Consider the following 12,938-nt stretch of genomic DNA (forward strand, 5'->3'; position numbering starts at 1 on the left):
GTGTGAAAACATGTTAGCAAACGGAGCAAAACTAGGCTTCAAGAAAAAGGGCGGCGCTACCTATACCGACCTGCCCGGCTTGAAAGAAATCCCGGAAATGGGCGTTGAACCCGAAAAGGTCGAAAATACCTGTCTGACAGACGCCAATAAGATGTATGAACAGGGCATTGGCGACCTTCCGGAAATGACCTATAAATTCAAATATGATAACACAAAAGCCGATTCGCCTTACCGAGTCATGCGTGAGGCGCAGGCCGCTGGGGAGGTGCTGAGCTTTCAGGAAACCCTGAAAGATGGCACGGCCACTGCCTACGATGCCCAGGTGTCGGTGAAACGCACAGGCGGCGGCGTGAACGGCGTCATCGAATTTGAGTTAACCATGATGGTGCAGAGCGATTTGAAATTTACCGACCCCACAAGCGGGGCAGGAAGTTAATAAAGGAGTAAGCAATGAGTGATTTATACGGATTAGATAACGAAATGAACATTGAAGCATCAAATACTGGTTTTGAGGAAGTTAAACAGGAACCGGAAAAGCCAAAGCGGAAGCCCTTTCATTATTGGCGGGTAAGCGGCAAAGACTACAAGCTGAAGCTGACCACGGCCATGATCGGGAGGCTGGAAAGCAAATACCGCACCAACATGCTGACCCTGGTTTCAGATGGCGGTATCCCGCCACTTTCCATCATGTTGACCATTATCCAGGCAGCCATTGCGCCCTGGGAACACGGGATTGCTTATCAGGATGTCCAAAAGCTGTATGATCGATGGCTGGAGGAGGGCGGCAATCAGATGGAACTCTTTACCGAGGTACTCATGCCGACTCTGGCGGTTTCCGGTTTTTTTACCGAAAAACAGGCAGCGTCCATGATGGAAAACCTGAAAGATGTGGACGAGCTGCTGTAAGGACCCTGTCTGACCAGCTGTCAAAATTGTACACACTGGCCCTGGACTGCGGGATTTCACCGGCTGATTTCTGGAACGCCTCGCCCATGGAAATCTGTGATTTGATGGAAAGCCATCGCCGTATTGAACGGCAGCAGGCCAAACAGCGGATCAACCAGGATTTCATTATGGCAGAGGTCAACGCCCGCTATCTGGCCATGGCCATGGACGGAAAGGGTGAGATTCCGAAAGTATGGGAGTATTACCCTGAGCTGTACGCCGACGAAAAAACGCAGTATGAGACCCGAATGGCCGCAGATGCGATGGAAGATTACAAAGCGCGGCGCCTGGACTATGTCCGGGAATTTAACCGTCGAAGAAAAAAGCAGAAAGGAGGTGAACCCGAATGAGTGAAGTGCTTGAAAAGCTGCAGGTGGTCATTGAGGGCAGCACAGCCCAGTATAAAAAAGCGCTTAAAGAGGCGCTCTCTGAAACAGAGAAGACCACGAAAGCCATCAATCAGGCGACAGAAGCGGTCAAGAGCCCGTTAAAGGGCATCACAAGCGATCCGTCTCTTGGTAAGCTGAAGCAGGTACAAAACGTGCTGAAGCAGATTAAAGCCAGCATCGGCGATAAAATCAAGGACTTTCAAGTAGACTCAGGTATCAAAACCTACACCGATGAATACAAGGCCCTTCAGGCCGACGTCGACCGGGCAGAAAAGGCGCTGGAACGCCTGAACCAGAAGCAGCGTGATTTAAAGGCAGAAGGCGCAGACCGACAGCTGTCTGAGAAATATCAGAAGCTGAGCGCTGCGGCCGAAAAAGCGGAGAAGACACTGGCTGCGCTTCAGGCCCGTCAAAAGGTCCTGGAAGCCTCAGGGAAAGGCGCTAAGCCAACAGAAGGATACGCAAGCCTTGCGAAGCAGATGGAAGCCGCTAAAAGCCGTCTGAGTGGCCTGGAGGATACCCAGAGCAACTGGAAATCCATGGGATTGCCCGACAGTGCAGTGCCGAAAAGCTTTCAGGAAGAAGTAAGGGAAGCCGAGCAGGCGATCCGGCACCTTCAGGCGCGGATGGAAGCCCTTCAAAAGGAGGGTGGCGCGTTTAACACGACTAAGGAGATGCAGAACCTCAGCAGCCGGATTCAGGAGGCCAGAGAAAAGCTAAGCCAGTATAATACAGAAATGAAGCGGATGCAGGCTTCTGGGAAGGACGTTGGCAGTAATGCCTGGAATAACCTTCAATCTGAGATCAGCCGGACCGAGCAGCGGATCAACAGCGCAACACGGTCTATGCAGCGCTTGAAAGCGAGTGGCGAGGGCCTCCAGTTTGCCGGACTTCGCAACGCAGCTTCCAATATTGTTGCAAAAATAGGCGGCATGAAAGCCGCTTTTGACCGGGTGACGCCATCAATTAAGCGGGCTGGCGGAGCCTTTGCCGCGCTCATTCAGCGGTTTATCACAGGCATTCCAGGCGTCCGGCGCCTGACAAGTGCCATGAACGGGATGGGGAGTAGCGGCCATCGTTTAGGCGGCATCCTCGGAACACTCGGCATGACCGCAAAGTTTATGCTTGCCAGCTTCCTGATCCGCGGTGCCCTTGAGGGGGCCAAACAGGGGATGCAGAACCTGGCACAGTACAGCAGCGCGACGAACGCCAGCCTCTCTATGCTGATGTCCAGCCTGACGCAGCTCAAAAACAGTCTGGCAACAGCCTTTGCACCGATCTTAAATGTGGTAGCCCCCATCTTAAATGTCCTGATTCAGAAAATTTCCCAGGCGGTCACGGCTGCCGGGATGCTGATTGCACGCTTAACGGGTCAAAGCACGTTCATCCGGGCGAAAAAAGTCCAACAGGATTACGCTGCGAGTTTAGATAAACAGACCAGCAGTGCCGATAAAGCCGATGCGGCAAATCGGAAGCTGCAACGGACCCTTTTAGGTTTTGATGAGATTAATAAGCTGGATGACCACAGCGACGCTGCCAGCAGCGCGGACACCCCGGGTTCCAGTGACATCGGCGGGATTTCGCCAGGCGATATGTTTGAAGAAGTTTCAATCCCGCAGCAAATTCAGGATTTTGCGCAAAAGATTAAAGATGCCTGGGCCGCCGCGGACTTTACCGAAATCGGCGCCATTGTTGGCAATAAGCTGAATGCAGCGCTCGCCAGCATTCCATGGAACCAGATCAAAGAGACGACCGCGCGCATTGCCAAAAGCATCGCCACCTTCTTGAACGGCTTTATCGAAGCGACCGACTGGCGTTTAGTTGGGGCAACCCTGGCAGAAGGCTTTAACACGGCCTTTATGTTTTTGGGGACGTTTGTCGAGAATTTTCATTGGGCTTCATTGGGACAAGCGATCGCCGACGGAATCAACGGCATCGCATCAACCGTCGACTGGGCTTATGTTGGGCAAACACTTTCCAATGGCGCAAAAGGGCTTTTGGAGATGTTAATTACAGCTGTCCAGCGGATTGACTGGTGGCAGCTTGGTGAATCGGTACGAACTTTTCTGATGAACATTGACTGGGCTGGAATTGTGAGAGGACTGTTTGAGTTGTTAGGCTCATTATTAGGCGGATTAGCAGCCTTTCTATTCGGACTGATCGGTGATGCTTTTTCTGGGATTGGTCCTTACTTTGAAGAAAAAATTGCAGAATGCGGTGGTAGTGTCGGATTAGGTTTTTTAAGAGGCATTACGGACGCAATTGGCAATATCCTTATTTGGATATGGGACAATATAGCGTGGCCTTTTCTTTCAGGTATTATGAGCGCCTTTGGCATTCACAGCCCTTCCACCGTAATGATGGAAATCGGCGGGAATCTTATTGCCGGCTTTTTTCAGGGAATCCTCGACAGCATTGGCTCCGTGCTCGCATGGTTTGCTGACCTGCCGAACAAAGTTCGGGAGGTGTTGGGGAACGCAAAAGAGTGGGTGTTTGAAAAAGGTAAAGACGTTGTTGAAGGTTTGAAAAACGGCTACGAGAGCGTCAAAGAAAGCCGCTTTTTATCGGGTTTACGGAACGCCAAAAATGAAGTCTTTAACGCGATTGGCGATATTGTGAATACCTGCCAGGAAAAAGGGATTGACATTGTCACCGCCATAAAGACCGGATATGAAAATCATAAAGATGAGATACGGTGGGCCGTGTCAGGCGTATCGGATTTGATTACCAGTGGTATTGGTAATTTATGGGATATTGGCAGAAGCGCCATTCGCTCTTTTGCGGATGGATTCTCTTCATTCCACATTCCAACGCCACGCATTGACTGGAACTGGCGTGACGTAAAACTCGGGAACCTGTCCATTCCGATTCCGGATTTTCACGTAGGATGGTATGCCAAAGGCGGATTCCCAGGTATGGGAGAAATGTTTATTGCCCGTGAAAATGGTCCGGAGCTGGTGGGACGAATGGGGAACCGAAATGTGGTTGCGAATAACAGCCAGATCGTCGAAGGGATCAAAGAAGGCGTTAAGGAAGCAGTGGTTGAGGCTGCCATGTTTTTTACAGGAAGTGGGCAAAACGACCTGCAGCCTGTCATTGAACTCACGATTATCGCGGATACAGAGACGCTTTATCGAACAGTGCGTCGCGGGGAAGAAAAAGCAGACCGTCGTTATTCCGCTACGGTTAAGATTTAGGAGGAAGGCAATGGCAATGATTGAAGTGAATGGGGTCCCAGTCAAGGACCCCGCTGTTTTTGAATGGGGATTACAGGATGTTTCAAGTTCTGATGCCGGGCGCACGGAGGATACCCTCATGCACAAAAACCGGATCGCTCAAAAAAGAAAAATTAAACTCGCCTGGAATAATCCAACACCCGAAGAAACCGCAGCGATCCTCCAGGCTTTTAACGCAGAATATTTTTATGTGACCTATCCGGACGCTTTGAGTGGCCAGCGTGAACGCCGGGAATTTTACGCCGGCGACCGCTCCGCACCCATGCGCAACTGGGCAACCCAGTACAAACGCTATACACAAGTGGCGTTTGACATTATCGAGAGGTGATAAGCGATGATTCATACAAGTAATGCCTTTAAAGACGCGCTGCTTGAAAACAGCCATTGTGTGGCCAAAGCGACGATCCTTTTAAAAAACGGTGAAACCCTTCAAGTCGATCAAACCGATATTTTTCAGGAAGGTGTCAAGATTGATGATGGCACGAGCAGTACCAGCACTTTTGATGTTGGTGCAGCGGTCATCGGGAAGTTAACGCTATCCCTAAACAACATCAAGGATACCTTTTCAAATGTTGATTTTACTGATGCTGTGATTACTGTGTGGGTTGGAAAGTCCCTTGGAAATACAATGGAATGGCTTAAGAAGGGCGTCTATAACGCAGACGACCCGCAAGCCAGCGCCAGTATTTTATCCATTGAAGCCCTTGATAACATGGAGAAATTTGACCGTAACTATGATGGGAGCCTGACCTTTCCTGCAACGATGCAGTCGATTGTGCGGCACGCTTGTAACCAATGTGGCGTGATTCTTGGGACCAATACCTTTGATTTTGACACCTATGTTATCCAGAAAAACCCCTTTAAAAGTAACGAGCAGGTAACGTGGCGGGAAATTTTATCCCACTGTGCGCAGATTGCGGGGTGCTATGCCCGGTGTAACACGGATGGGCAACTGGAACTGAAGTGGTATGACCAGACAGTTTTTGAAAGCAATGGTTTGGACGGTGGTTGTTTTGATAACGGTGCCCCGGACTATCAAAGCGGTGACTGTGCAGACGGCGGAAACTTTGCAGATTATGCCAGCGGCAGTGCGGTTGATGGTGGGGAATTTGATCAAAGCGCCTGGACGAACTGCCATCATATCTATGCGTTGTCGGGACTGAAGGTTGCCACCGACGATGTTGTGATTACCGGAATCCGGGTAACGGCTTCAGATGAGGTAAAGCGTGGCACCGAAACATTAAAAGGGGAAACGGTCCTTTATGGGCGTGTGGGCTATGTTCTGGAGATTACAGGCAACCCCTTGATTTGCTATGGTCAGGCGGAAACCGTCGCGGCGCATTTGGGCAAGAAAATGGTCGGCATGCGCTTTCGTAAGATGTCCGCCTCTTGTCTGGGTGATCCATCCATTGAAGCCGGAGATGCTGCGTATGTGACAGACCGTAAAGGAAATGCGTATTCGTGCTATATTACCAATCTGACCTATACGATCGGCAGTTACGAGCGCATCTCAACCGACGCAGAAACGCCCAGCCGCAACACCTCAAAGCGCTATTCCGAAATCACGAAGGCCCTTGTTGAGGCCGACCGTAACACGGAAGCGAAACTTTCGGCATACGACCAATACGTCACGCAGATGAATCAACTGGCCATGAACGCCATGGGCTATTATCAAACGGTTGAAACCTTAGAGGACGGCAGCCGGATAACCTATATGCATGATAAACCCAAACTGGCTGAGAGTATGGTGGTTTATAAAATCACTGCCGATGGTTTTTTTATCTCCCAAGACGGTGGCAAGACCTACTCAGCAGGCATTGATAAAAACGCGAATGCGGTGGTTAATGTGCTCGCTGCGGTGGGGATCAATGCCGACTGGATTAATGCAGGCGAGCTGGTGGTCAAGGATAAACAGGGACGAGAAATGTTTTATGCGTCCATGGAAACCGGGGCTGTGCGCATCAATGCCGAGCGCTTGTCAATCGGAAGCAATCCGGTGGCAATGCCTGAACAAATAGAGATTGCCACCAGCTTTTACCTGCAAATGAATGACTATTTTGGGATTCCGACAAAAGCAGATGGAACTGGCGACTATACGGAGTGTGAAACAACGGTGAAGGCGATGTTTGGTTCCCAGGATGTGAGCGACGCAGCGGCGTATTCGGTTTTAGCCGATTCGTCAGTGACGGGCACTTGGGACGCATCGGCCCACAGATATAAAGTGACAAATTTAACAGGTGAAACCGGAAAAGTGACCTTTACGGTAACCTATCAAAACCGAAAAGCAACCGGTGTTTTTCAGGTTTCAAAAAATAAGGCGGGCGCCGACGGCGTCGTGTATGTTGTAACCCCAAGCGCCCAGACCGTCACGGTTACCGACGAAGGGCTAACACCCGGAAGTGTCACTTTTCGTTGTGCAAAACGCACCAATTTGGATGAAACGGTTCAGGCTGCCGCATGGTTATTGGAGAAAACAACGGACGGCATCGCATGGGAGGTCGTTGACTATGACCAGGAAGTCACTGGATATACGAAAACCTACACATTAGAGGACCAAACGTGGACAGGCATCCGCGTAACGGCGGCACCCTCATTTTGGCAAGGGGGTTTCCCCAGGCAAGGACTTTACGCCAGAACGATCGTTTCGATGATTAAGGATGCGACGGCTTTGACCCAAGAAGAGGTTTTTAATAAATTGACCAATAACGGTGAATGGCAAGGTCTGTACTCCGATAGTAGTGGCAACTTATATTTCAATGCATCATATATTAAAACTGGGATGTTAAGCGCGGATTTGATCCAAGGAGGCACGCTTCAAGCGGGAAATAAAAATAACGAAGCGGGTCAAATCTGGGTTTATAACGACTCGGGAGCTGTCGTTGCCACACTTGACAAGGATGGGCTCATCGCGTCAAAAGGAAAATTCAAAGAAGGCTGCGAATTTCTTGGAAAATTGGTTTCTGGCTACAGCACGATGGGACAGATTATGATTGAAGGCGGCACAATCTACGGCTATTTTGCCGGAAAGCAGCGTGGACTGATTGATTGTGCGGCATCCATCACCTATCAAGGCACCAATTACAGGGGATTCCAGATAAAAACAGAGTTTCTTGACATAAAAGCAGAGCGGTTAGCGACGATGGCCGGGCAGTCCGGTGTAAGCAATATGTGCGGCAGTGGATCGATGTCTGTCATCACAAATATTGTGGAGTTACAGGGAGCGCTTCGCTGGGAAAAATCAACATATTATTTTATAAACGGTCTGCTTTGTTCAGCGCTATAAGCCAGTGGGAGGAGAAAAATGTACAAGGCAGTAAAAGATAATGTGCAAATGTATTTGTCCGATCCAGAGAAACAGTCGGATCGGTTTTTGAGAGACGGCTGGCGCATCGTTTTTGAGGAAAGCCAAGGAAACGAGACGATCGTGGCCACACCAGATGAGGGGTGGTTTGGAGAAAAACCAAAGAAACAGGAGGGAGTGATTTACTTTGGAAGGCATTAATATCACGAAAATGGCTAATATGGATGCTGTTTACCACGAAATGGACAGCCGCCTGACCGAGATGAGCAGCCAATACGGACTGGATATCACGGACATTGAGGGGGTTGTGGCTCGACTGTCTCAAAATATCAAAGACGCCAAAAACAGGCTTTACGCTAGTGCCGTGCTTGAATTGGCTAAACCGTTAACCGAAACAAAAACCGGGACAAAAGAAGAGTTGCTGGAAGCGTTCAAAGCACAATCCGCTCAAACTGCTCAGAGCAAAACACAAGCAAGCCCGGCAAAGGAGGGAAGCTAAATGGCAATACAGATGCGCCGTGGCGCCGGTGCGGATTTTCGGCCAGAAAAGATGAAGCCCGGTGAGCTGGCGGTCACCATAGACGGTACAAGAAAAGTATATGCGGCGTTCGCTGCGGGAGATGTGAAAGAGCTCGCGTCGAAGGAAGATATTTGGCAGGAAGTGGAGGACGCAGAAAAGGCTCAAAAAGCAGCCGAAGCCGCACAAGCTGCGGCTGAAATCGCTGAATCGCAGGCAACGAAAGCTAAAAATGACGCGGTAATAGCCCAAACGGGAGCTGAAACCGCCGCTAAAAAAGCAGAAGCTTCTGAGATGGGTGCCGAAACGGCGCGCGAGGCTGCTGAAGCTGCTGAAAACGCGGCAGTCAAGGCAAAAAAAGAAGTCGAAAGCGATAAAAAACTGGTTGAGCAATTTAAAAATGCCGCTGAGTCAGCCGACGCAGCAGCCCAAAGAAGCGCCGAAACCGCAACCGCAAAAGCGACCGAAGCAACGAACAGTGCGAAAGCGGCAAAAGAGGGACAGGATGCCGCCGAAGCCAGTGCCAGAAGCGCCGAAGAAAAAGCCAGCGACGCGGCAGCCAGTGCAGCCGCAGCGGACAAAAGTAAAACCGCCGCCGAAACCAGCGCCGAACGAGCCGAGACCGCAGCAAATACCGCCACCACCGAAGCGGCCAAAGTTAAGACCTGGAAACCCGTGATCACCAATGGGATTTTGAATTTTATTGTGGATAATGACCCAACACCGCCGGAAGGCTACAACGTAATCGGTCCAGAAGGACCAACGCCAACCATCACCATTGGTGCCAATGAAAACTGGTTTGTGAATGGCGTGGATACCGGAAAGCCCAGCCGGGGAGCCAAAGGCGACACCAGCATTCTTACAATCGGAGTAAACGGAAATTTCTATATCGACGGGGAGGATACCGGACAAAAGGCCCAGGGACCGACCGGGCCGCCCGGAACAGACGGGAAAGACGGACGCAACGGCGTTGATGGTGTTTCACCCGAAATTTCCATATCCGCCGATGGTTACTGGGAGATAAATGGGACAAAGACCGATAAAAAAGCCGTCCCAGAGAATGGCACCAATGGGAAGGACGGAGCACCCGGAGCCAAAGGCGCCGACGGCGCTTCCATTCTTTTTGGAGAAGCAGCACCCACCACCCAGGGGAAAAAAGGCGATTTTTATTTAAATACCGCCAGCTATGACATTTACAGCAAAGCATCTGGGAGCTGGGTAAAAATTGGAAATATTAAAGGTGCCAGCGGTGTACCAGGAGCCAGTACCGATCTAACCGACAGCAATAAACTGCTGCGCACCGATGACGAGATTGAAATACAATTAGTTTTATAAAATAAGATGGAGGACAATAAAAATGCAAAAAGTTTACATAAAAGATAGTTGCTTTAAAAGCAATCGGGGGAGGGGCTTTTCCCTAGTATTTAGAAAGGCTGGTGGCGAAGATGGCAGATAAAGCAACGCAAGGACGGCTGATTCTGCCAGAAACCACCGCCGCTGAATTAGAGACAAGTAATCCCATTTTAAAAGATGGGCAGCTTTTTATAACCAAAGATGGCGTGGCCAAAATCGGTGACGGGGCGACACGCTGGGTTGATTTAAAGCCTGTTTTGCCAGAAACAATGCTGCGATGGCAAGGGCAATGGGTCGGCGCAACGGCTCAAAACGCCATTGTTTATAAGCCTTATACAGTCGTGCTCTATGATAGTGCGCCTTATGTCTGTATAAAACAACACACCTTGCCACCCGGACCGTTGCAAGGCGGCGCTGACGTGATAAATCCGACAATGCCAGAGTATTGGACACCGTTGATTCCACCACAAGACAAGAATATTGGAAAAGGTGTAGACTGGGTTTTCAACAAAAATTATCAGGTAATCACCGATAAAGAGGGTGATCTTTATGGAGATTTTTCTTTACTGGTTAATACGCTGCCGGAGGGAAGTTTTTCCATAAACCAAAGTATGCGGGATTACCTTTTAATAAAGGCGAATATTACAGGTGTTTTCCTTGTTTCCTATGAACTGCGCGTTGAATACTCAAGTCAAGTGGAATATGGAGAATATAAAGTAACCTATCTCACAAAATCGGACGAATGGAGCAGAATTAGTTATAATTCCTTTTTTGCGCCACACGATAGTTCACAAAATACGAAATATTGCACGTTGTCGGGGAGTGAAATCGTAAGAATAAACAGCGGGGATGCTCTGGAATTTGAAAGAAGTATAAATCCCTGTGACTTTATAAATGAAAGAATACGAATTACAAAATTAGCATAAATCCGGGGGCGGCCATGCCTCCGGTGACAGGAGGTAAAAATGGCAGCAAAAAGTACAAGCGGGCGGATTATTCTGCCCGATCTGACAGCGGCACAGCTGGCCGCACAAAACCCGGTTTTAAAAAATCGGCAATTGCAGTTTGAAGGTGATACCGGAAAAGCCAAGCGGGGCGACGGTGTGACCCGTTGGAACAGTTTACCCTACGTGGTCGGGACCGATGGAAAAGCAGCGACGGTTAAAGTCGGAACCGTCACCACCCTTCAACCAGGACAGCCCGCAACGGTCAACAACAGCGGCACCGAAAACGCCGCTGTTCTAAATTTTGGGATTCCACAGGGGCAAGCGGGTTCTGGAGGGGGGAGCGCAGACCCGAATATTGGAAAAGGTGCGTACTGGCACACTGAAAATTCGACGGTAACCGAACTGGAGGGAATCGAAAAACTTAGTGAAATTACGCTTACAGCGCCGAATCGGCCAAGATATTTAATAAAAGTGAATTTGCCAGGGACATATATTGTTAAAATAAGATTTTACAACAACGCTAAACAGCTCGTTTATCAATCATGGTTTTTTACAAAAACTAACATTAGGAATAACAGGTTCAACAGCTCAACCAATGCTGGATCAATACATTGCCGTTTCAGACGCAAGTGGAAGGTTTGAAAGCTTTGTCTTTGGTATGGCAACTTTTGATACAGGCGGAAGCTTTAAATTGGAACCAAGTGTTCAGGTAAGTAATATAGAAAGTGGCAATCCCTATGAAGCATATATACAGATAGTGAAGATAGCATAACAGAAAGTAGAGGAAAACAATGGAAAACATGATAACAGCAAAAGGCCCGGTCGTTGTGGGCATTGGAGCAGTCGGCGGTGTCATTGCCGGCTTTTTTGGTGGTTGGGACGCCGCGCTGATAACATTGCTTATTTTTATGGGTGTGGACTACATTACCGGCTTAATTGTGGCCGGAGTGTTTAAGAACAGCACGAAAACAGACAGCGGCGCATTGGGATCAAACGCGGCCTTTATGGGGCTGCTGAGAAAAGGAATGGTCCTTTTAGTGGTCCTGGTGGCGTGTCGGTTAGACATTATGATCGGCACAAACTTCGTCCGGGACGCGGTGGTAATCGCGTACTGCGTGAATGAAATGTTGAGCATTGTGGAAAATATGGGCTTGATGGGTGTTCCGATTCCAGAAGCCATCACAAAGGCCATTGAGATTTTAAAAAAGAAGTCTGAAACAGAAGATAAAAATGGAGGTAAGGAATAATGTTAAACGGAATTGATATCAGTGCATGGCAAAGAGGCATTGACGCCGCATCGGTGCCATCCGATTTTGTGATCGTTAAGGCAACCCAGGGGCTTGACTACATCAACGATGACTGTGACCGGGCGTACCAGCAGGCCAAAGCGGCCGGAAAGAAGCTGGGCGTGTACCACTTCTCGGACGGGAACAGCTCCGGGGTAGCCGAAGCGGATTTCTTTATTGATAATATCCAGGGCTACATCGGTGAAGCGATTCTGGTTTTGGACTGGGAAACCGATGCCGTCAACTGCGGCCCCGGCTATGCCAAGGCGTTTCTAGACAGAGTACAGGCCAGAACAGGTATTAAGCCCATGATTTACATGTCTGGCTCTGTGGTCAACGAGTGGGATTGGAGCGCGGTTGTCGCTGGGGATTATGGCTTATGGGTGGCTTACTACAGCAAAGACAGCTGTGATGGCTACTGGCCGGACGCGCCGATGTACCCGATCAGTGATTGGGCTGGTGCGGCGATGCTCCAATATACTTCTGGCGGTTACCTGCCGGGGTGGGGTGACCGGTTAGACTTGAACGTGTTCTACGGCGATCACGCCGCTTGGGATGCCTACGCGGGTGGTGGAACGGGTGTAACGCCACAACCACAGCCTACACCGACACCAGAAGCACAGGAGAACGCTCAGAATACGGGCACCTATATTGTACAGAGTGGAGATACCCTGTCTGCTATTGCGGACCGATATGGAACCACCTACCAGCATCTGGCAGCCATCAACGGTATCGCTGATCCAGACCTGATCTATCCCGGCGATGTGATCGTAATTGATGGGGTGGCATTTGGCAGCGGGCAGACGTACACGATCCAGAGTGGTGATACTTTGTCGGATATTGCTGGAAGGTTTGGTACGAGTGTTGCACATCTAGCTGCGTTGAATGGGATTGAAAACCCGGATTTGATTTATGCTGGGGATACAATCAGAATTAATTAGTATTAGAAGGTCAGTCTTTTAGG

The 12,938-nt window shown here is 49.6% G+C and carries 13 protein-coding genes; all 13 read left to right on the forward strand.

The annotated features are described in order from the left end of the window. The first annotated feature begins 10 nt into the window (after positions 1 to 10). The 13 genes from DW091_RS10985 (at position 11) to DW091_RS11045 (ending at position 12,915) form a co-directional block, all read left to right on the forward strand. Entirely contained in the window at positions 11 to 436 is a 426-nt protein-coding gene (locus tag DW091_RS10985; protein ID WP_073383693.1) for a phage tail tube protein, read from the forward strand. Between the two features lie 14 nt (positions 437 to 450). Then, positions 451 to 906 carry a DUF6096 family protein gene (locus DW091_RS10990; RefSeq protein WP_118518162.1) on the forward strand — a complete coding sequence of 152 codons (456 nt, stop codon included), beginning with the start codon at positions 451 to 453 and terminating at the stop codon, positions 904 to 906. A gap of 26 nt (positions 907 to 932) precedes the next feature. After that, positions 933 to 1,295, forward strand: a complete 363-nt coding sequence (locus tag DW091_RS10995; RefSeq protein ID WP_073383690.1) for a hypothetical protein — start codon at positions 933 to 935, stop codon at positions 1,293 to 1,295. After that, positions 1,292 to 4,531: a hypothetical protein gene (locus DW091_RS11000; protein ID WP_073383687.1), complete on the forward strand. Its 3,240-nt coding sequence runs from the start codon at positions 1,292 to 1,294 to the stop codon at positions 4,529 to 4,531. The genes DW091_RS10995 and DW091_RS11000 overlap by 4 nt, the downstream gene beginning before the upstream one ends. 10 nt (positions 4,532 to 4,541) lie before the next feature. Then, positions 4,542 to 4,898, forward strand: a complete 357-nt coding sequence (locus tag DW091_RS11005; protein WP_073383684.1) for a DUF6711 family protein — start codon at positions 4,542 to 4,544, stop codon at positions 4,896 to 4,898. A gap of 6 nt (positions 4,899 to 4,904) precedes the next feature. After that, a complete protein-coding gene (locus DW091_RS11010; protein WP_073383682.1) occupies positions 4,905 to 7,853 on the forward strand; it encodes a hypothetical protein in 2,949 nt (982 codons plus the stop codon). An 18-nt stretch (positions 7,854 to 7,871) separates the two neighbouring features. Next, the gene (locus DW091_RS11015; RefSeq protein ID WP_073383680.1) at positions 7,872 to 8,072 is read left to right on the forward strand and encodes a hypothetical protein; all 201 of its coding nucleotides are present in this window, start codon (positions 7,872 to 7,874) and stop codon (positions 8,070 to 8,072) included. Next, positions 8,059 to 8,370, forward strand: coding sequence for a hypothetical protein (locus tag DW091_RS11020; RefSeq protein ID WP_073383677.1), 312 nt, complete (start codon positions 8,059 to 8,061; stop codon positions 8,368 to 8,370). Before DW091_RS11015 ends, DW091_RS11020 begins: the two co-directional genes overlap by 14 nt. After that, entirely contained in the window at positions 8,371 to 9,723 is a 1,353-nt protein-coding gene (locus DW091_RS11025; protein ID WP_118518163.1) for a hypothetical protein, read from the forward strand. A 110-nt stretch (positions 9,724 to 9,833) separates the two neighbouring features. After that, positions 9,834 to 10,667 carry a hypothetical protein gene (locus tag DW091_RS11030; protein WP_073383772.1) on the forward strand — a complete coding sequence of 278 codons (834 nt, stop codon included), beginning with the start codon at positions 9,834 to 9,836 and terminating at the stop codon, positions 10,665 to 10,667. Between the two features lie 39 nt (positions 10,668 to 10,706). Continuing rightward, entirely contained in the window at positions 10,707 to 11,330 is a 624-nt protein-coding gene (locus DW091_RS11035; protein WP_073383771.1) for a hypothetical protein, read from the forward strand. A gap of 149 nt (positions 11,331 to 11,479) precedes the next feature. Further along, positions 11,480 to 11,935, forward strand: a complete 456-nt coding sequence (locus DW091_RS11040) for a phage holin family protein (RefSeq protein ID WP_347561017.1) — start codon at positions 11,480 to 11,482, stop codon at positions 11,933 to 11,935. After that, a complete protein-coding gene (locus tag DW091_RS11045; RefSeq protein WP_224168785.1) occupies positions 11,935 to 12,915 on the forward strand; it encodes a GH25 family lysozyme in 981 nt (326 codons plus the stop codon). Before DW091_RS11040 ends, DW091_RS11045 begins: the two co-directional genes overlap by 1 nt. Positions 12,916 to 12,938: the final 23 nt, after the last annotated feature.

Source organism: Eubacterium sp. AM05-23, assembly GCF_003477535.1.
GTDB classification, from domain to species: Bacteria; Bacillota; Clostridia; order Eubacteriales; family Eubacteriaceae; genus Eubacterium; species Eubacterium maltosivorans.

Bases quoted from the DNA above. Each gene is read 5' to 3' on its own strand.
- DW091_RS10985 (WP_073383693.1), top strand. From the start codon at position 11: ATGTTAGCAAACGGAGCAAAACTAGGCTTCAAGAAAAAGGGCGGCGCT.
- DW091_RS11000 (WP_073383687.1), top strand. From the start codon at position 1,292: ATGAGTGAAGTGCTTGAAAAGCTGCAGGTGGTCATTGAGGGCAGCACA.
- DW091_RS10990 (WP_118518162.1), top strand. From the start codon at position 451: ATGAGTGATTTATACGGATTAGATAACGAAATGAACATTGAAGCATCA.
- DW091_RS11010 (WP_073383682.1), top strand. From the start codon at position 4,905: ATGATTCATACAAGTAATGCCTTTAAAGACGCGCTGCTTGAAAACAGC.
- DW091_RS11040 (WP_347561017.1), top strand. From the start codon at position 11,480: ATGGAAAACATGATAACAGCAAAAGGCCCGGTCGTTGTGGGCATTGGA.
- DW091_RS11035 (WP_073383771.1), top strand. From the start codon at position 10,707: ATGGCAGCAAAAAGTACAAGCGGGCGGATTATTCTGCCCGATCTGACA.
- DW091_RS11025 (WP_118518163.1), top strand. From the start codon at position 8,371: ATGGCAATACAGATGCGCCGTGGCGCCGGTGCGGATTTTCGGCCAGAA.
- DW091_RS11030 (WP_073383772.1), top strand. From the start codon at position 9,834: ATGGCAGATAAAGCAACGCAAGGACGGCTGATTCTGCCAGAAACCACC.
- DW091_RS11015 (WP_073383680.1), top strand. From the start codon at position 7,872: ATGTACAAGGCAGTAAAAGATAATGTGCAAATGTATTTGTCCGATCCA.
- DW091_RS11045 (WP_224168785.1), top strand. From the start codon at position 11,935: ATGTTAAACGGAATTGATATCAGTGCATGGCAAAGAGGCATTGACGCC.
- DW091_RS11005 (WP_073383684.1), top strand. From the start codon at position 4,542: ATGGCAATGATTGAAGTGAATGGGGTCCCAGTCAAGGACCCCGCTGTT.